The organism is Paraburkholderia bannensis NBRC 103871, from assembly GCF_000685015.1.
Classification (GTDB): domain Bacteria; phylum Pseudomonadota; class Gammaproteobacteria; order Burkholderiales; family Burkholderiaceae; genus Paraburkholderia; species Paraburkholderia bannensis.
This window is the reverse complement of sequence record NZ_BAYA01000031.1, coordinates 51,563-69,191: the sequence shown is the minus strand read 5'-3', so window position 1 is coordinate 69,191 and position 17,629 is coordinate 51,563. Positions and strand designations below refer to the sequence as shown.

Sequence of the window (17,629 nt, the reverse complement as noted above, 5' to 3'; positions counted from 1 at the left end):
GCCAGAGCGCAGGAGTTGAACCGATGGCCTATACGGAGACGATCGGCCCGCGAACCTACCGTTTCGCTGACCTCAAGACCCTGCTCGCGAAGGCGAGTCCGCTGCGCAGCGGCGACCAGCTAGCGGGTGTCGCGGCGGCCAGCGAGGAGGAGCGCGTTGCCGCGAAGATGGCGCTGGCCGACGTGCCGCTCAAGACCTTCCTGAACGAGGCGCTGGTTCCTTACGAGAGCGACGAAGTCACGCGCCTGATCGTCGATACGCATGACGCGCAGGCGTTCGCGATGGTTTCGCACCTGACCGTGGGCGACTTCCGCAACTGGCTGCTTTCGCCCGCAGCGGACAGCGTGGCGCTCGCGCGCGTGGGGCCGGGTCTCACGCCCGAGATGGTGGCAGCGGTCTCCAAGATCATGCGCAACCAGGACTTGATCGCGGTGGCGCGCAAGCGTCCGGTGATCACGCGCTTTCGCAACACAGTGGGCTTGCCGGGGCGCATGTCGGTGCGCCTGCAGCCCAACCATCCCACCGACGATGTGAAGGGGATCGCCGCATCGATGCTCGACGGCCTGATGTACGGCTGCGGCGACGCGATGATCGGCATCAATCCCGCCACGGACAGCCTCGCGGCCATCGTCAAGCTGCTTACGATGATCGACGGTTTTCGCGAGCGTTACCGCGTGCCCACGCAATCGTGCGTGCTCACGCACGTCACCAACACGATCGCGGCGATTGAAAAAGGCGCGCCCGTCGACCTCGTCTTCCAGTCGATTGCAGGCACCGAAAAAGCCAACGCGAGCTTCGGTATTTCGCTTGCACTGCTGGGCGAGGCGCACGAAGCAGCGCTGTCGCTCAAGCGCGGCACCGTTGGCAATAACCTCATGTATTTCGAAACGGGACAGGGCAGCGCGCTGTCCGCGAACGCGCACTTCGGCGTCGACCAGCAGACCTGCGAAGTGCGTGCCTACGCGGTCGCGCGCCACTTCGATCCGTTCCTCGTCAACACGGTGGTGGGCTTTATCGGCCCGGAATATCTCTACGACGGCAAGCAGATCATTCGCGCCGGGCTGGAAGACCATTTCTGCGGCAAGTTGTTAGGGGTGCCGATGGGTTGCGATATCTGCTACACCAATCACGCCGAAGCCGATTCGGACGACATGGACACGCTGCTCACGCTGCTGGGCACGGCGGGTATCAACTTCATCATGGGCATTCCCGGCGCCGACGACGTGATGCTCAATTACCAGAGCACTTCGTTCCATGACGCGCTTTATGTGCGTGAAGTGCTGGGTCTGCGCCGCGCGCCCGAGTTCGAGGAATGGCTGGAAACCATGGAAATCGCCGATGCCAAAGGCGCGCTGCTGCCGGGCTCCACGCGCGTTCCGCTGCTCGCGGGCGCGAACGAATGGATGGGTATAGGCCAGGGAGCGAACGCATGAGCGATGCCGTCGAAAAGAATCCCTGGGCCGGGCTGAAGGCGTTTACGAATGCGCGCATTGCGCTGGGCCGCGCGGGCAATGGGCTGCCGACCGCACCGCTGCTGGCGTTCAACCTCTCGCACGCACAGGCGCGCGACGCAGTGCATCAGCCGCTCGATGCGCAAACGTTGCGCGCGCAACTTGAAGCCGAAGGATTTGCGACGCTCGGTGCCGAAAGCGCGGCCAGCGACCGGCAGCATTATTTGCGTCGGCCCGATCTGGGGCGCCGGTTGAGCGACGAGAGCCGCGAGGCGCTGGCGCAAGTGGGCGCGAGTGCCACGCACGAAGCGCCCGATGTGGTGTTCGTGGTCGGCGACGGGCTGTCGGCGTTTGCGGCGGCGAAGCAGGCGTTGCCGCTGCTGCAGGCGGTGCGCAGGCGGCTCCAGGACGACGCGGGCACGAACGAATGGCGCATTGGCCCGGTGGTCGTGGCGCGTCAGGCGCGCGTGGCGCTCGGCGACGAAATCGGCGAATTGCTGGGTGCGAAGCTTGTCGCCATGTTGATCGGCGAGCGGCCTGGCCTGAGCTCGCCCGATAGCCTGGGCGTCTATCTCACGTGGGCGCCGAAGGTGGGCTGTCACGACGCGCTGCGCAACTGCATTTCGAACGTGCGGCCCGAGGGCCTGCCGTACGAAGCGGCGGCACACAAGCTGCATTACCTGCTCACGCACGCGCGGCGTCTTGGGCTCACTGGCGTGGGCCTGAAGGACGATAGCGACGCGACCTTGCCGCAAGCGCCTGACGTGGCGCGGGTCGAGGCCGTATAAAGCGTCGCCTGGCCTGCGCACCCTTTTGGGGCGTGTGCCACGGCGCATCTCGCCAGGATGCGCCGATTTTGAACATCGATAAACCGCGCCACGGGCGCGAAAGTGTGCCGCCACGGCACATGACAGACACGCAACGGTCATACATACGCCTTCAACTCCCCGCCGCATTTGCCTCGCACATACCTGGCGCGAATTTTGCATCGAAACCCGATCGTTTCGACCTACTCATGCGCAAGGAGTCCCCCATGAATCAAGCGGCCACGCGCATCGAACAGACCGCGGAAGACACCCGCCTCAACGCCCAGGGCGCGCATGTCCCGGCAGGCCGCGCGGTCGTGAGCGTCGCGCATGACGCCGATGAACAGGCGCGCAACCTGGTCGGCTGGCGGCAGACTTACGACCAGCTCGCGGCGGGGCGCTTCGTCGGCACCTTGACGGAGATCCCGCTCGACACCATGAAGATTTTCTGCGAGACCACGAGCCACACACTGCGTCAGGCGTGCGAGGTGCGTGGCGACGCGTACTGGTTCGGCATTCCCGCAGCGGCCGACGCGCAGGCGCGCATCGATTCGCAGCCGTTTGGCGAGCACGCTATTGCCGTGCGGCCCGGCAATGTCGAATTCGAGCTGCTCACGCCCGCGCAGTTCTCGATTTACGGCGTGGTGGTGCGCGGCGACGTGCTGCGCCACTATGCGCAGACGGTGGAGCGCGTGCCGCTCGACGCGCGCCTGCCGTCCGCGCCCACGGTGCGCGCGGGTGCGGCGCGCCTCGCGCAACTCTGCGCGCTGCTTGCGCAGCGCCTGGGCAACACCCATGAAAGCGACGAAGGCGACGACAGCAGCGCGATGCTCTCCGATATCGAGCGCGACGACGTGCAGGCGGAACTGCTGGCGGCGCTCTTCGATGCCTGCACGGCGCACGACGACGAGCCGGGCGACACGCTTGCCGATGCGCCTTCGCGCCGCCGCTGGATCGTGGCGCAGGCGCGCGATTATGTGCTCGCGCACCGCACGCGTCCGGTCGGCGTGCCCGAACTCTGCGAGCAACTGCATGTGAGCCGGCGCACCTTGCAATACTGCTTCCAGGATGTGCTGGGCATGGCGCCCGCCACGTATCTGCGCGCGCTGCGCCTGAACGGCGCGCGCCGCGACCTGTGCGGGCGCGCGGCAGGTTCCGTGCAGGACGTGGCGGCGGCATGGGGCTTCTGGCACTTGAGCCAGTTCGCGACGGATTACCGGCGCATGTTCGGCATGCGGCCTTCGGAAGCGTTGCGCGCGGCGTAACCTCGCCGCACAACGCCAATCATCCGGACACCTGATGATTGGCGGGCCGGGCGATGAACTTGCCGGGACTCGTGCCCGTCAAGCGCCTGAACATCGCGATAAATGCCGACGAAGTCGCATAACCCAGGTCGAGTGCCACCGATTCCACGCTGCGCCCCGCCTGGAGCAGCGGCAGCGCGCTCACCAGCCGCAGGCGCGCGCGCCATTCCGTCAACGACATCCCCAGTTCGCGCTGCGCGTGGCGCATCAGCGTGCGCTCGCTCATATGGAACGCCGAGGCGAGTTCAGCCAGCGGGCGGCTATCGGCGGGATTGTCGTGGAACACCTTGAGTACGGCGTCCAGTTCCGGATCGTCCGCGTGCGGCAGGTAGCTGCCCGTCGTCGCGCAGGTGCTCAACTGGTCGACCAGCACGCGTAGCAGGCGCGAGCGCGTGGGCGACTCCAGACCATCGTGGCCCTCGGGCGGCAGCGCGCGCAGATGTTCGAGCATCGCGCGCACGAGCGGCGACACCATCACCGCGCAGGTCTGCGCGGGCAGCGCGCCGCACAGGTCGCGCTCGATATAGACCGAGCAATGCACGGTCTCGGCGTGATTGAAACCCACGTGCTCGGTGCCGGGCGCGATCCATAAGGCCATGTGCGGCGGGGCGAGAAGGTAGTCCTCGCGCGTGGTGACCTCGGTGATGCCGCTGAACGAATAGACGAACTCGCCCCACGGATGGCACATCGACGGATAGGTCGCGTGCGAAGGCATGTGCTCGGTGCGAAAGTAGACGGGCACCGGCAGCGTGTCGATGAAGGGCGGCTGGCGCAGGTGCTGCGCGTTGCGCTGGCGGCTGGATTTCGAGCGGGACTTCGGCATGGCGCGGCTTCAGGTGGGTTGCGCCGGCTGGGCGCTGGTTTCGACGCAGTCGGCGCGATCGGCGGATCCGGCGCACTCAATCGCGAATTCGACGAAACGCAGTGCGCAGCGCGACGCGCCCTGCGCGCGCCACAGCAGCGTCTGTTCGAGCGGCGTTTCGCCCGCGAGCGGCACGTAGCGCACGCCGGGCATGTGCAACGCGGCCACGGAGGCGGGCACGATCGCCACGCCGCGCTCGGCGGCGACGAGCGCCACGAGGGTCGCGACCTGCGTCGCGGTCGGCCCCAGATGCGGCGTGAGGCCCGCCTTCGCGCACAGCCGGTTGAGCGCCGCATTGAGCGCCGAACCCTGGCCCGGTGGGTAGGTGATGAACGCTTCGTGCGCGAGCGCGGCGAAGTCGATCGCGTCATGCGCGGCGTGATCGCTGCTGCTGGGGACGGCGGCGACCAGCGGCTCGCTGGCCAGCACGCGCTGAGTGAGTGCCGGCGGCAACGGTTCCGTCGCTGCCCAGCCAAATGCGATATCGAGCACGCCCGCCGCAATCTGCCGATGGTGCTCGACGCTGGCCACTTCGCGAAAGCTCAGTTCCACTTCGGGCGCACGGCGGCCGAATGCGCGCACGATTTCGCTGAATACGCGCGACATCGGAATGGAACTCGTGTAGCCGATCGCCAGCCGTCCCGCCGCGCCGCTCGCGAGCCGTTGCGCCGAGGTCTGTGCACTCAGGGCCGCGTCGATGACCTGGCGCGCGTGATCGAGGAACTGCACGCCTTCGGGCGTGAGCGTGACGTTGCGCGTCGAGCGCTCGAACAGGCGCAGGCCCAGCTCTGTTTCGAGCGCGGCGATCTGGCGCGTGAGCGGCGGCTGGGCGATGTGCAGGCGTTCGGCGGCGCGGCCGAAGTGCAGTTCGTCGGCGACAGTCACGAAGTAGCGCAGGCGGCGCAGGTCGAGCATGTGAGGCTTCCGGTATCAATGACGACAAATTCGGTATTGGCCCGCGGCGCGCGCGCCTGGCAGACTGAAGGGACGCATATCGTCACGGAAACCCTTCATGTCAGGCAAGCCCTTGCGCGCGGCGTTTTTTCTCTGCGGCTGCGCGGCGTTTCTCAATCTCTACGCCACGCAGGGCATCCTGCGCGAACTGGCGGCGGCGTTCGGCATCAGCGCCGAACAGGCGGGGCAGGGCGTGAGCGCGACCACGCTGGCCGTCGCCATTATCGCGCCATTCGTCGGCGCAATCGCGGCGCGGCTGGCTCGCCGCACGGTCATCGCGGGTGCGGCGATGGCGTCCGCGTTGCCCGCGCTGTGGGCCGCGCATGCGGACGGCTTCGCGTCGTTTCTCGCGGCGCGCTTTGCCGTCGGCTTGCTGATGCCGTTTATCTTCGCGATCGCGGTGTCGTTTATCGGCGAGTGCTTTTCGCGCGAGGAAATCGCGGAGGTCAGCGCGCTGTTCGTCGCGGGAACCACGCTGGGCGGTTTTGCGGGGCGCTTCGTGACCAATGCGTGCGTGGCGGCGCTGGGCTGGCGTCATGCGCTCGATGCGGTCGCGCTGTTGAGCCTCGCGGCGGGCGTGGCGATATACGCGTGGCTGCCGCACAAGCCGCCGATGCTTGCTGAAACGCGTGTGGACGACCTGCCGACACCTTCACGTCTGCAACTTTTCACGCGGCCTTCACTGCTGGCGGCGTTCGGCTTCGGTGCGTGCGTGCTTGCCTCGCAGGTGGCGACGTTCACGTTCGCGGGGCTGCGACTCGCGCAGCCGCCGTATGGCTTTGGCACCGCGCAGATCGGTGCGATTTACGCGGTGTTCCTGCTCGCGATGGTGGTCACGCCGATCGCAGGACGCATCGCGCGTCATCGCTCTCCGCGCGATCTTGCGATCTGGGCGGCGTGGCTCGCGCTGGCGGGGGCGCTGCTCACGCTCGCACATGGTCTGGTGCCGATCCTGCTGGGACTCGCGCTCGGCTCGACCGCCGTGTTCGTCGAGCAGGCGGCGGCCAATGCCTTCATCTCGCAGAGCGCCGGGGCGGCGCGGCCCACGGCCATCGGCCTTTATCTGTCGTTCTATTACCTGGGCGGCAGCCTGGGATCGATACTGCCCGTACCCGCCTGGCGGCTATGGGGTTGGGGCGGCTGTGTGGCGTTCGTGATGGGCGCCCAGGCGCTGGCCGGGCTGCTCGCGTGGCGCTTCTGGCGCGAGGGTGCGCGCCACGGCGCGTCGTCAGGCCAGGCGCGGGCGTTAGTGCGCTAACCGCCGCCAACTGGTGTCAGTGCTTCGAAGCGTAGCGTGCAAGGAACATATCGGCGGCAGATTCGGCGATCCGCACTTGCGCGGCCGCATCCAGCGGCGGCTGGCCCATCGTCACCTGCGGCCAGAACGCGAATCCCTTCACCATCCCCTGCAGTTCCTGCGCCGCAAAGAGCGGATCGTCGATGCGCAGGCGCCCGTCGGCGGCGGCCGCGCGGATCCATACAGTCACGTCTTCCTCGCGCTCGCCTAGCCGCGCGACCATGTCGCGGGCGCGCTCGGGCGAGTGGATGCCTGCCGCGATCGCCACGCGCGCGAGCGCCAGGAACGATTCGTCGGCCATCAGGCGCAGCTTGCGCGCGAGCAGCGCGAGTAGTTGCGCCCGCAACGGTTCGGCGGCGCGGTAGGCGGGCGGCGCGCCGGTCTGGCTCGCGTCCCACAGGCGCATGAGGATCGCCGCGAACAGCGCCTCCTTGCTCGGGAAGTGGTTATAGACCGTGCGCTTGGAGACGCTCGCCCGTGCGGCGATGCGATCCATGCTGGTGGCGTCGTAACCGGCGGCGAGAAATTCCTCGATGGCCGCTTCCAGAATGGCGGCGCGCTTGCGGTCGGTCAGGCGTTGCGGGGTGGCGGTCGAATCCATGACGCGATTTTACTGGTTCGCCCCGTCGTCGCGTGGTGACTCCCGTGCCGGTTTCGCTTCTCAACCGGACATTTCTGGCCGATTTATGCCGATTCGGGCCGTTTTCGAGCCAAATACCCATACGGCATAAAGGGACTTGCCGCTTTCGGTGCTGCGCGAAACATACATACGCGACTGTTTCTATCGAGACCGCGTGTTAGCAACTAACTGCCTGATAAATCGGCGATTTTCGAGTTTGAAGGCTAGATGCAAGGTCTTGCTTTCAGGTTGCCTTCAAGTCACCGAACCTAACCGCATTTTAAAAAGTAAATGAGAATTGTTTGCATCCAGGATAAGATCGAGCCCGCTTTCGGTTCGTAAGAAGCCGGAAAGCCTGGATTCTGACTACGGGGTAGATTTGATGCAACTTAAGCAAAGACTGGTGCGGCGCGTGCTGCCGGCGCTCATCGCCGAAGCCTGCGCGCTTTACGCCAGCAACGCACTGGCCGCTCAAGCGGCCACGCCCGACGCGACTGCGAGCACCGCCGCCACCGCGACCACGACCGACGCGTCCTCCGCCAAACCCATGCGCGCCGACGCGCTGCGCCGCGAGCAGGCGCTCAAGGCCGTCACGGTCACGGCCACGCGCGGCGGCAGCGCTGACCCGAACCGCACGGCGGCCACGGTCTCGGTCATCACGAGCGACGATATCGACGAGAACAACGCGAAGGACGTCAAGGACGCGCTCAAGTACGAGCCTGGCGTCGAAGTGCGCCATTCGGCGTATCGGCCGTCGGGGATCACGGGGTCGTCGGGGCGTGCGGGCAACGAGGGCATCAATATTCGCGGCCTCGAAGGCAACCAGGTGCTGCTGCTCGAAGACGGTGTGCCGCTGCCGCAGTCCTATGCGTTCGGTTCGGGCTCGGCGGGTCGCGCCGACTACCTGAACACCGACCTCTATCAGCGCATCGAAGTGCTGCGCGGCCCGACTTCGGCGCTGTACGGCAGCGACGGCCTGACCGGCGCGGTCAACTTCGTGACCAAGGATCCGAGCGACCTGCTGTCGATCTACAACAAGCCGACTTACTTCTCGTTGAAGGCAGGCTACGACTCGACCGACCGGAGCTGGGGCTCGACGGCCACGGCCGCATTCGGTGGCGACGTGGTGCAGGGCATGGTGGCGCTGTCCGGGCGCCACGGCCACGAGACCGACAACAAGGGCGACAGCAACACGCTGGGCGCGACGCGCTCGGAAGCCGACCCGCTCACGTACAACAACCGCAGCGCGCTCGGCAAGATCGTTTTTAAATTGACGCCGCAGGACACGCTAAAAATTACTGCTGAAACAATTAGTAATGCGAACTCAAGCGACGGTCTTTCGCAACTGGGCGGCGCGTACACGTGGAGCGGCTACACGGCCAACAGCTACGTGACCGGCAACGAGGTGAACAGCAACCGCGTGCAGCTGGACTACGACCATCGCGATGTGACGAATCCGTACTTCCAGCAACTTCACACTTCGTTGTACTACCGGAATGCGTCCACGCGGCAGACGCTCGACATTGGCGGCACGAACTCCAGTGGCGCTAGCTCGTCGCGCACGCGCACCAACGATTACGGCGACAACATTCTGGGCGGCAGCGTCGTGGCCGACAGCGCCTTCGCGACCGGGCCGCTGCAGCACAAGCTGACCTACGGTTTCGACGCGAGCGTCTCGCACTACAGCACCGCAAGCTCGGCGGGATCGGAATGGACAAGCGCTTCGGACGGCTATCCGGAAGCGTTCCCGAAGACCACGCAGACCGCATTCGGCGCGTTCGTGCAGGACGAGATCCGCTGGAACAAGCTGAGCGTGGTGCCGGGCGTGCGCTTCGACTGGTACAACATGACGCCGCATCCGGACGCGACCTACGAGTCCATGTCGGCGACCTCGACCAAGCCGACTACGTCGTCCACGGGCAACGCGATCTCGCCACGCCTCGCGGTGCTCTACGAAGTCTCGCCCGCGTTCGTGCCTTATGTGCAGTACGCGCATGGATTCCGCGCGCCGTCCGCGTACCAGGTCAACAGCTTCTATAACCCGGCGGGTTCGTACGGCCTCTATTACCAGCAGGTCGGCAATCCGAACCTGAAGCCCGAAACCAGCAATTCGGTCGAACTGGGCCTGCGCGGCAAGCTGGGCGTCGGTCATGGCCAGGTGAACTACAGCGCCGCTGCGTTCGCGGGCCGCTACAGCAACTTCATCGATACGAAGGTGATTGGCGGCAGCGTGACCTCCGCGACCAATCCGTACACGGTGCAGTACGTGAACTACTCGAAGGCCTCGATTCAGGGCCTCGAAGGCAAGGCCGACTGGTACGTGAACGACAGCCTGGAAGTGAAGGGCGGCTTCGCGTGGATCCACGGCACCGAGACCAAGGACGGCGTGACGTCGGGTCTGGATACGGTGCCGCCGCTCGCGGTCGTGCTCGGCGTGAAATACGCGCCCACGGAGCGCTGGTTCGCAAGCGCCGACCTCACCTACAACTCGCGCAAGAGCAAGTCGACGATGTCCACCGCGTCGTATTACTCGACGCCGTCGTACACGATTCTCGACCTGCACGCGGGCTACAACATCACGCGCCATGTGAGCGTGACGGCGGGCATCGACAACGTATTCGACCGCAAGTACTGGATCTGGAACGACGTGCGCGGTCTCTCGGACAGCGACAGCGCGGCGAAGATCGACGCGTACACCGCGCCGGGCCGCAACTTCAACGTGGGCATGAAGATCGACTTCTGAGCGACGTATTCAACTGTTCAATGCAATCAGGCAAGACCAACATGACGCAAATTTCTACCCAGACTCCCGTGAACCCGGCTTCGCTCGCGCTGCTGCGCGAAGCCTTCACCGAACTGCGCACGACCCGCAAGCTGCGCCATCGCGAAGCGGCGGCGGAACTGGGCGTCAGCGAAGGCGAAGCGCTGGCCGCTTTCGTCGGCGAACATGTCGTGCGGCTCGACGCGAACGACGCCGCGCAATTCGCTGCCATCTTCGAGACCATGCCGCTGCTCGGCGAAGTCATGGTGCTCACGCGCAACGACGCAGTCGTGCATGAAAAGATCGGCACGTTCGGCAAGATGAGCCGCAACGGCCCGGTGGGCCTGACCGTGGGACGCGCCATCGACCTGCGCATTTTCTACGCAAAGTGGGCATCGGCGTTTGCCGTGAGCGAAGCGTATGACGACGGCGTGCGCAAGAGCCTGCAGTTCTTCGACGCGCAAGGCGTGGCGATCACCAAGGTCTACCTGCGCGATGCGAGCGATTACGCGGCGTTCGACGCACTGGTCGAGCGTCACGCTGCGCCGGTGCAGCAGGCCGGGCTGACGGTGGAGCCGGCTCAGCCGCGTGCGCCGCAGCGCGACGACGCGCAGGTCGACGTGACGGGCTTTCGCGCGGCGTGGGCGGCGATGAAGGATACGCACGAATTCTTCGATATCCTGCGTAAATTCGGCGTGGGCCGCTTGCAGGCGTTGCGCCTGGCCGACCCCGCTTACGCGGAGCCTATCGCGCTCGACGCCATCGATGCGCTGCTGAATGACGCCGCGAGCACGCAACTGCCGATCATGGTGTTCGTCGGCAATCCCGGCATGATCCAGATTCATACCGGCCCGGTGCAGACGATCCGCACGATGGGGCCGTGGCTCAACGTGCTGGACGCCGATTTCAACCTGCATCTGCGCACCAGCCTGGTTGCGCATGCATGGGTCGTGCGCAAGCCGACGAGCGACGGCATCGTCACCTCGGTCGAACTCTTCGACGCGGCGGGCGAAAACATCACCATGCTGTTCGGTGCGCGCAAGCCGGGACAGGCCGAGCTTGAGGACTGGCGCGCGGCGCTCGCGCGGCTGCCGCGCGTCGAACGCGTCGCCGATGGAGCCAGCGCATGAGCGACGACCGCTTCGATGGCAGTCGGCGACGGCTGCTGATCGGCACGGGCGGGCTGCTGCTCGCAGCGGCGGGCGCGAGCCTGGCCGACCTGGCCGTTGCCGCTGCACCGTCCGCGCCATCTGCGCCATCTGCGCCAGGCGATGCGGCGCGCGTCGTCGTGATCGGCGGCGCGCTCGCGGAGATCGTCTACGCGCTGGGCCGTGCCGATTCCCTCGTGGGCGCCGATACGACCTGCACGTATCCGCAGCAGGCCCAGGCGTTGCCTAAAGTCGGCTACCAGCGCGCGCTGTCCGCCGAAGGCCTGCTGTCGTTGCGGCCCACGCTGATTCTCGCTTCGGCCGAAGCGGGGCCGCCTTCGGTGTTGCAACGCGTCGCCGATGCGGGCGTGAAGCTCGCGAGCTTCGGCGAAGGTCATGACGTGGCCTCGGTGCGCGAGAAGATCGTGGGCGTGGCGCGTGCGCTGGACGCTGACAACGCGGGGCAGACGCTGCTTGCGCGCTTCGACCGCGCGTGGGCCGAGACGTCCGCTCGCGTGGCGGCAGCGCCCAAACCTGTGCCCGAGCCGCGCGTGCTGTTCCTCATGAGCCCGGCGGGCAACCAGCCGATGGTGGCGGGCCAGCACACCGCCGCCGACGCCATGCTCGCCTACGCGGGCGCACGCAATGCGATGCAGGGGTTCTCGGGTTACCGCGCGCTCACTCCGGAGGCGCTCGTCGCCGCGCAGCCCGATATCGTGCTGACCACCGACGACGCGCTCAAGGCCGCGGGCAGCAAGCGGCATCTGCTGGATTCGGCGGGCTTCGCGCTGACGCCCGCGGGCCGCTCGACGCGCGTGGTCGCGCTCGATGCGCTGTTCCTGCTCGGCTTCGGGCCGCGCCTGCCCGAGGCCGTGAGCGCGCTCAACCGCAGTCTCGCGAAAGCGTGACCTCACGCGCAAGCTAAGTGTCGTTTCATCATGAACAGGCAGACTCTTCGACTCGCGCGGCCTTCGCTGGCTGCGCCTTCTTTCGCCCGCACGCCGCGCTCGCGCGTGCCGATGGTGTTCGCCGCGCTCGCCGCGTTGCTTGCGCTGGCGGTGCTCGCGGGCGTGTGCATGGGCGCGTACCCGGTGTCGCCTGCGGCGCTCTGGCAAGCACTCGTTGCAGGCGACCTGCATGCTGGTGCGCAGGCCGACCGCTCCGCGCTCGTGCTGCTCGAACTGCGCGTGCCGCGCGTGGTGCTCGCGTTGCTGGTCGGGGCGGGTTTTGGCGCGGCGGGCAGTGCGTTGCAGGCGTTGCTGCGCAATCCGCTCGCGGATCCCGGCTTGATCGGCGTATCGAGCGGCGCGGCGCTGGGCGCGTCGCTGCTGATCGTGTTCGGCTCCGTCCTGCTGCCGCATCTCGCGGCTGTGTGGCCCGCTGTCTTCGCGGGCGGCTTCGCGCCGGGATCGGGACAACTCACGGCGATTGCGGCGTTTATCGGCGCGCTGGGTGTGACGCTGGGCGTTTATCGCATCTCGTCGTCGAATGGCCGCGTGGTGCTGCCGATCCTGCTGCTTGCAGGCGTCGCCGCCAATGCCCTCGCCGGTGCGGTAATAGGGACGCTCTCCTATGTGGCGACCGATGCGCAACTGCGCTCGCTGACGTTCTGGAGCCTGGGCAGCCTCGCCGATGCCAAGTGGTCGACGCTCGGCGCGATTGCGCCTTTCGTGCTCGTGGGCATTGCGACGATCGCCGCCAACACGCGCGCGCTCAACGCAATGCAACTGGGCGAGCTGGAGGCGCATTATCTGGGCGTGCCGGTTCGACGTGTGAAGCACTCCATATTATTGGCAGTGGCGCTCGCGGTGGGCGCACTCGTGTCGAGCACGGGGCAGATCGGCTTTATCGGGCTGGTGGCGCCGCACTGCATCCGGCTCGCGTGCGGGCCCGATCAACGCGTGGTGCTGCCGGGCTCGATGCTGCTGGGAGCATTGCTCACCGTGGCCGCCGATCTTGCGGCGCGTACGCTCGTCGCGCCCGCTGAAATACCGCTTGGCGTGCTTACCGCGCTATTGGGCGCGCCGTTCTTCATCGTGCTCATTCTGCGCAGCCGGCGGCAATTCGGCGGATAAGCGCATTGGCAAACCGACTGCAAACCGGCGACAAACACTACACAAAAAGAAACCTCATGCTTTCGATTGAGAACTTGCGCATCGGCTACCGGGGAAGAATGCTGTTCGACGATTTTTCGTTGAGCGTCGCGCCTGGTGAATTCGTGGTCGTGCTCGGCCAGAACGGTGTCGGCAAGAGCACGCTGCTCAAGGCGCTGGCGGGCGACTTCACGCTGCACGGCTTTCCCGATCGGGCGGGCAGCGGCAAGCTCACGCTCAATGGCGAAGACGTGCGCCGCATCGCGCCGCCACGTCTTGCGCAATTGCGTGCCGTGCTTGCGCAGAGCGTGCCCAATACGTTCGCGGTGCCCGTAAGCGAAGTCGTGCAACTGGGCCGCTATGCGCATCTGGATGGCGCGGCAATGCCGTTTTCCGTCGATGTGCTGGTGCAGGACATGCTCGCTTTGGCGGGCGTCGCGCCGCTTGCGCATCGCGACGTCACGACGCTGTCAGGCGGCGAATTCGCGCGCGTGCAGTTCGCGCGGGCGCTCGCCCAGTTGTGGACGCTCGACGCTCACCAGATGCCGCCGCGCTATCTGCTGATGGACGAACCTACCGCCGCGCTCGACCTCGTGCAGCAGCACCGGCTCTTTGCCACCGCGCGGCGGCTGACGCGCGCGTGGAATATCGGCGCGCTGGCGATCGCGCATGACTGCAACCTGGCCGCGCGTCACGCGGACCGCCTCGTGCTGCTCGCCGACGGACGCGCCATCGCGGACGGGCCGCCGCACGAGATCATGCGCACCGACCTGCTAGAACGCTGCTATGGCGCGCCGATGCAGATTGCAGGGGAAGACGGACACGCGGTTGCAAGTATTTTTCCGGCCTGATTTTCCGGTGGAAACGTTTGCGCGCCCGGGGAACGAGCGCGCTCCATACGATCTCCACAGTTCCTCGATAGTTGCTGCATGACGGTTGCCCAGAATACGCTTGGGCCGACCGCATGTCGCGCGTCGGGACGAGATTTGCAGGAACGGTTTTGTCGTCGCTATAACAATGAAAACCATGCTTGCCATGCAGCGTCTGCTGCGCGAATCCATTCCGGGTTCGACCTTGAAGGCGCGCTTTAGCCGCGCGCGCGTCTGGCTCTATGCGAGCCTCAATCCGGGCGCGGGACGCACCTGGATACGCGCACTCACCGCTGTTCCCTTGCTTGCGGCGGCCGCGCGCCGCGACCGGCGTTTCGCCGAAAAGCCGTTTCACGGCTTTGGCCGCGCGTGTCTATGCGCGCAGGCGCGTGCAACGCTGATCGCGGGACACTATGCGACGATGTCGCGCCTGCTTGACGACGCCTGGCTGGAGCGGCTCTATGTGCGAGGCGAGTCGGTCGTGCTGGCCTCCTGTGAGCAGTTCTCGATTGTCGCCCGGGAAGTCACGCGATGCAAACGCGAAGGATTACTGAGTATTGCATTGTGTGATGCTCAAAGCGGCGCCGATCTTGCGTGGGCGACGCTGATCATCGAGGCAGACGAGCAGCGCCGCATCGGCATGTTTATCGGCGGGTTGCAGGGGCCCGCGGGGGAACATCGCGAGCGTGTGCGGGGCGTGACGCGAGCCTGCGACGGCTTGCGCCCGAAGGCTGCGGTGATCGAGGCGCTCTGTGCAATGGGCCGCGAGCTGGGCATGGCGCGCATCGTCGCCGTGGCGCGCGCCTCGCATATCTCCAGCGCGAACGACACGCAGTTTCGCTCGGACTACGACGCGTTCTGGCTCGAACTCGGCGGTGTGCCCATCGACGATGGCTACGCTTTGCCGCTGAGCTTGCCGCATCGCGCAATCGAGGATGTGCCGTCGAACAAGCGCTCGGCGTTCAGGCGCCGTCAGGCGCTGATTGCGGACATGAGCGCGCAGATTCAAAGCCATATCGAAGCGGCGAAGCGCGAAGTCGCGCTGCCTGAAATGAACGTGCCTGCGCGCGCCCGAAGACCCTTCGGTCTCGCATGGGCCGGTGCTCAACTGGGCTTGAACACCATCAGGAAGTAGACCAGCAGCATCGCCAGGAACGCGGGATAGCCGAGCCATTCCCACCGCCGTGCGTAGTACCAGTAGCGTGCGGGCAGCGCGTTTGAGTGCGATTCGTGTGCGGCCTGTGCCAGGCTGGCGAGTTGCAGTTGCAGCCACACCACCGGCAGCCAGCAGGCGCCGGCCAGCGCGTAAAGCGCCAGCGCCGCGACGATCCACGGACTGCGCCACGGCCAGCCCGCCGCATGTGCGAGCCAGAGGCCGCTGGCGGGCTGGAACAGCACGGCGGGCGTGGTGAACCACCAGTCGGCGCGCACGACCAGTCGCGCCACGGCGGCGATCACCGGCACCGAGCGCGTGCGGTTGGCGAAGTAGAGATAGAACGCGGTGCCGAACCCCGTCCCGACGAGCAGCACGGACGAAAGGATGTGCAGGGTCTTGATGACCAGGTAGGTGTTCATGATCGGGTCTCTTCGCTTAGGAGTACGAGTAGCAGGGCGAGAATCGGCAGGTTCTTGAGAATCGAGCCGAACGGGTCGGTGAGCAGTTCGGGCAGTGCGATTGCAATGACGGCGGTATAGAACACGATCAGTACAATCTGCGCGCACCACAGGCGGCGTCCTGGCCGGAAGATCGTCGCCAGCCCGAACAGGAAATCGAGCGCGGACGCTGCATAAAGCGCAGTCAGCGCAATGGTTCCGTGCAGGCCGACACGCGCCAGCAGTGCCAGGCTTTGCGCCTGCGGGTGCAGCCACGCGCTGGCGAGCGCGCTCCAGATCCACGTGACGGCCAGCGCGAAACGCAACGCATACGCGCGCCATGTTTCCAGCGCTTCGCGTCGCAACGTTGCGGCGTCATTCACGATGAAACTGCGGATGCCGAGCGGCGCGCGCCCGAGTATCTTTGTCGTCGCGGCCGCATCGGCGGTGCTGCCGGATTGCAGCATGCGCCACGTATCGCGCGTGAGCATCGAGCCTGGCACACGCTCGAACAGTGCAGCAGACGCCGCAATCATGACGCCGGGCACGCTGACAGTCGCAGCAGGCGCGAACCCCAGCGCACGGCGAAAAATGGCCAGCATCTCGCGATATTCCACTTCGTCGCCGCCGACGATATCGAGCGTCTGCCGCGCGGGCGCGTCTGCTTCCAGCAAGCGGCCAACCACTTCGGCCAGGTCGTCGGCGTGGACGTGGCGCAGCAACTGGTGGCCACCTGCGGGCAGCACATGTAGCGGCAAGCTCGCGAGTGCGCGAAAGAACCGCGCCGACGTGCCGTTCGTGCCATAGACCAGCGCGGGCCGCACTACCTGCCATTCGATCGGCAGGCTTTGCAGATGACGGTCTGCCGCGAGCTTGCTCGTGAAGTACGGGGCGTCGCCTGTCTCCACGCCCAGCGCCGAAATCTGCACGACGCGTTTCACGCCCGCTTGACGGCACGCATCGAAAAGCGCAATCGGGCTGCGCGTATGCACGGCATCGAAGCGTTGGTCGCCGCGCTCCAGCAGGATGCCCACCGCGTTGATCACTGCATCGATGCCATGAAGTTGCGCTAGCAACGTTGTTGCATCGGGCGCCGCGGAAAAATCGAGCTCGATTTCATCGGCCCGCGTGGCATGGCGCACGCCTTTGGTTACGCGATGACCATGGCGTTCGAGCCACCCGCACAGGGCGCTGCCGATGAAGCCGCGTGCGCCACAAACGAGGATGTTCATACGTGCGCCTCCCTTCTGATTGATGTTGCTAACATTACTGTTATTTCTGTACAAACAGAAATAACAGGTCAAAAAAACGCAGGCCCGCGAGCCTGCGTTTGCCGCTTCAAGTCTTGCGCCTGACCACCTTGCTGATCTTCGCGCCAATGCCCAGCGTCTTCATGAGCGTGTCCGGTTTCATGCGCAGCATTTCGTCGGACCAGGTCGTCATGGTTTCGAGAAACTGCAGCGTGTCGCGAATCCGCTGTTCCGTTTCGCGGCTTTCGTTGGCGATCTCGGGGCCGTCGAGCGTGTCGCGCAACATCGCGAGCGTCGGGTCGATCTCGCGCTGGCGGCGGCCTTCGACGATCAACTTGAACAGTTCCCAGATATCCGTGGAGGTCTCGAAGTGATCGCGCCGGTCGCCCATCACGTGCACGACTTTCGCAAGCCGCCACGATTGCAGTTCCTTCAGGCTGTTGCTGACGTTCGAGCGCGCGACGCCTAGCGCCTCGGCGATTTCGTCGGCGGCGACGGGACGGCCCAGCAGATAGAGCAAGGCGTGTATCTGCGCCACGGTGCGGTTGACGCCCCAGCGCGAGCCCATTTCGCCCCAATGGAGGATGAATTTTTCGGCGGTCGGTGTGAGTTCCATGGGCTC

Annotated in this window: 16 protein-coding genes; 10 read left to right on the top strand and 6 right to left on the bottom strand. The window is 66.0% G+C overall.

The window, feature by feature from the left end; translation table 11 throughout:
* Positions 1 to 23: 23 nt before the first annotated feature.
* The 3 genes from BBA01S_RS32130 (at position 24) to BBA01S_RS32120 (ending at position 3,522) form a co-directional block, all read left to right on the top strand.
* On the top strand, positions 24 to 1,433 hold the full coding sequence (locus BBA01S_RS32130) for an ethanolamine ammonia-lyase subunit EutB (RefSeq protein ID WP_027820016.1): 1,410 nt from the start codon (positions 24 to 26) through the stop codon (positions 1,431 to 1,433).
* Complete coding sequence (gene eutC, locus BBA01S_RS32125; protein WP_027820015.1) at positions 1,430 to 2,239, top strand: ethanolamine ammonia-lyase subunit EutC; 810 nt, start codon at positions 1,430 to 1,432, stop codon at positions 2,237 to 2,239. Before BBA01S_RS32130 ends, eutC begins: the two co-directional genes overlap by 4 nt.
* Before the next feature lie 245 nt (positions 2,240 to 2,484).
* Entirely contained in the window at positions 2,485 to 3,522 is a 1,038-nt protein-coding gene (locus BBA01S_RS32120) for a helix-turn-helix domain-containing protein (protein ID WP_027820014.1), read from the top strand.
* Positions 3,523 to 3,541: 19 nt separating this feature from the next.
* Here the strand turns inward: BBA01S_RS32120 and BBA01S_RS43755 are convergent, their stop codons facing one another.
* Entirely contained in the window at positions 3,542 to 4,384 is an 843-nt protein-coding gene (locus tag BBA01S_RS43755) for an AraC family transcriptional regulator (RefSeq protein ID WP_042298265.1), read from the bottom strand.
* 9 nt (positions 4,385 to 4,393) lie between these two features.
* A complete protein-coding gene (locus BBA01S_RS43750; RefSeq protein WP_063750579.1) occupies positions 4,394 to 5,338 on the bottom strand; it encodes a LysR substrate-binding domain-containing protein in 945 nt (314 codons plus the stop codon).
* 97 nt (positions 5,339 to 5,435) lie between these two features.
* Here BBA01S_RS43750 and BBA01S_RS32105 point away from each other — a divergent pair, with 97 nt between their 5' ends.
* On the top strand, positions 5,436 to 6,635 hold the full coding sequence (locus BBA01S_RS32105) for an MFS transporter (RefSeq protein ID WP_027820013.1): 1,200 nt from the start codon (positions 5,436 to 5,438) through the stop codon (positions 6,633 to 6,635).
* A 16-nt stretch (positions 6,636 to 6,651) separates the two neighbouring features.
* Here the strand turns inward: BBA01S_RS32105 and BBA01S_RS32100 are convergent, their stop codons facing one another.
* Positions 6,652 to 7,275 carry a TetR/AcrR family transcriptional regulator gene (locus BBA01S_RS32100; protein WP_027820012.1) on the bottom strand — a complete coding sequence of 208 codons (624 nt, stop codon included), beginning with the start codon at positions 7,273 to 7,275 and terminating at the stop codon, positions 6,652 to 6,654.
* A gap of 400 nt (positions 7,276 to 7,675) precedes the next feature.
* Between BBA01S_RS32100 and BBA01S_RS32095 the strand changes: the two genes are divergently transcribed.
* The 6 genes from BBA01S_RS32095 to BBA01S_RS45350 all read left to right on the top strand — a co-directional run bounded on the left by BBA01S_RS32095 (position 7,676) and on the right by BBA01S_RS45350 (position 15,299).
* Complete coding sequence (locus BBA01S_RS32095; protein ID WP_027820011.1) at positions 7,676 to 10,036, top strand: TonB-dependent hemoglobin/transferrin/lactoferrin family receptor; 2,361 nt, start codon at positions 7,676 to 7,678, stop codon at positions 10,034 to 10,036.
* A 41-nt stretch (positions 10,037 to 10,077) separates the two neighbouring features.
* The gene (locus BBA01S_RS32090) at positions 10,078 to 11,184 is read left to right on the top strand and encodes a hemin-degrading factor (RefSeq protein ID WP_156966151.1); all 1,107 of its coding nucleotides are present in this window, start codon (positions 10,078 to 10,080) and stop codon (positions 11,182 to 11,184) included.
* Complete coding sequence (locus BBA01S_RS32085) at positions 11,181 to 12,110, top strand: heme/hemin ABC transporter substrate-binding protein (RefSeq protein WP_027820009.1); 930 nt, start codon at positions 11,181 to 11,183, stop codon at positions 12,108 to 12,110. The genes BBA01S_RS32090 and BBA01S_RS32085 overlap by 4 nt, the downstream gene beginning before the upstream one ends.
* Positions 12,111 to 12,140: 30 nt before the next feature.
* A complete protein-coding gene (locus BBA01S_RS32080; protein WP_042298263.1) occupies positions 12,141 to 13,277 on the top strand; it encodes a FecCD family ABC transporter permease in 1,137 nt (378 codons plus the stop codon).
* A 56-nt stretch (positions 13,278 to 13,333) separates the two neighbouring features.
* Positions 13,334 to 14,146: an ATP-binding cassette domain-containing protein gene (locus BBA01S_RS32075; RefSeq protein ID WP_027820007.1), complete on the top strand. Its 813-nt coding sequence runs from the start codon at positions 13,334 to 13,336 to the stop codon at positions 14,144 to 14,146.
* A 166-nt stretch (positions 14,147 to 14,312) separates the two neighbouring features.
* Complete coding sequence (locus BBA01S_RS45350) at positions 14,313 to 15,299, top strand: VirK/YbjX family protein (RefSeq protein ID WP_052391995.1); 987 nt, start codon at positions 14,313 to 14,315, stop codon at positions 15,297 to 15,299.
* On the opposite strand, the gene BBA01S_RS32065 is transcribed toward BBA01S_RS45350, so the two are convergent.
* The 3 genes from BBA01S_RS32065 to BBA01S_RS32055 form a co-directional block, all read right to left on the bottom strand.
* Positions 15,269 to 15,739: a DUF2269 family protein gene (locus tag BBA01S_RS32065; protein WP_027820006.1), complete on the bottom strand. Its 471-nt coding sequence runs from the start codon at positions 15,737 to 15,739 to the stop codon at positions 15,269 to 15,271. The genes BBA01S_RS45350 and BBA01S_RS32065 overlap by 31 nt on opposite strands.
* Positions 15,736 to 16,989 (bottom strand): SDR family oxidoreductase, encoded by a 1,254-nt coding sequence (locus BBA01S_RS32060; protein ID WP_042298262.1) that lies wholly within the window; start codon positions 16,987 to 16,989, stop codon positions 15,736 to 15,738. Before BBA01S_RS32060 ends, BBA01S_RS32065 begins: the two co-directional genes overlap by 4 nt.
* 106 nt (positions 16,990 to 17,095) lie before the next feature.
* Positions 17,096 to 17,623 (bottom strand): GbsR/MarR family transcriptional regulator, encoded by a 528-nt coding sequence (locus tag BBA01S_RS32055; RefSeq protein ID WP_027820004.1) that lies wholly within the window; start codon positions 17,621 to 17,623, stop codon positions 17,096 to 17,098.
* Positions 17,624 to 17,629: the final 6 nt, after the last annotated feature.